Raw genomic sequence first — 831 nt, 5'->3', positions numbered from 1 at the left:
TGCATCTCCAGTGAAAAGGTTGCACCGCCCGGTAAAAAGGTTTTGATATAGCTGGTCAATCTTGCTTTTTCACCAAAGGCAAAAGCACGCGTGACATAGGTCGCTTCCTTATGGATCTTTCCCGCAATCAATTGAACAGGAGCAAATAACACCGGTGAGAGTTTCTCTGTCCCTTTGAGAATAGCGCGAAGCTTTACCTTTTCACTGATATATTCGGTAAGGCTTAGCAATTGAAAGGGAAGCAGTTGATAAATTGTGCCATTGTTTCGTTCAATTTCAAAGATGACAGAACAATCGCTTGAAGGCAATTCAATGGCTGCGCGTACTTGCAAATCAGAGCAGTCCACAAGGTCAAAGGTGCCTAAATCGACAATCTTTTCTGTTTGCCTATAGCGTGCCGCCAGCACTCGAAAGGCTAAGGCTTCATCTTGATGAGCGGTCCAGCTCCTAGCATTGACAGAAGAAAAGCGTGGACCGGTCACGTAAGGGTGGCTCGAGACGTATCTCTGGTGTTCTGCATCAAAATCCCCAAGCTTTGCCAGTGAGACAGAATGATCCGCATCATCGGTTTTAATGACAAAAGCAGTGAGACGGTCATTAGGGACTAACAAAGGGACATCATAGCGTGCCTCTGCCCAACCTAGCTTTGCGCCCTTCATAGAATAAAAGCTTTGTGCTTGAATATCGGCGGTCGGATAACCGTTTTCTGTAGTGACCAAATCAATCACCAAATCATGCTTCTCATTACCGATTTTGCAAAGATGAAAGTCAATACCGGTGATTTGCCGTGTTTCATCGGGGGTAAAGACTTGCGCTTGTGGGTCAAATTGC

Annotated in this window: 1 pseudogene; it reads right to left on the bottom strand. The window is 45.6% G+C overall.

From position 1 onward, the window contains the following. Positions 1–831: pseudogene (locus ACFINX_RS10260) on the bottom strand (DUF4815 domain-containing protein); the annotation flags it as partial.

Source organism: Bartonella sp. AP36NXGY, assembly GCF_042195865.1.
In the GTDB taxonomy this organism is placed as follows: domain Bacteria; phylum Pseudomonadota; class Alphaproteobacteria; order Rhizobiales; family Rhizobiaceae; genus Bartonella.
This window is presented reverse-complemented; position numbering and strand designations above follow the sequence as displayed.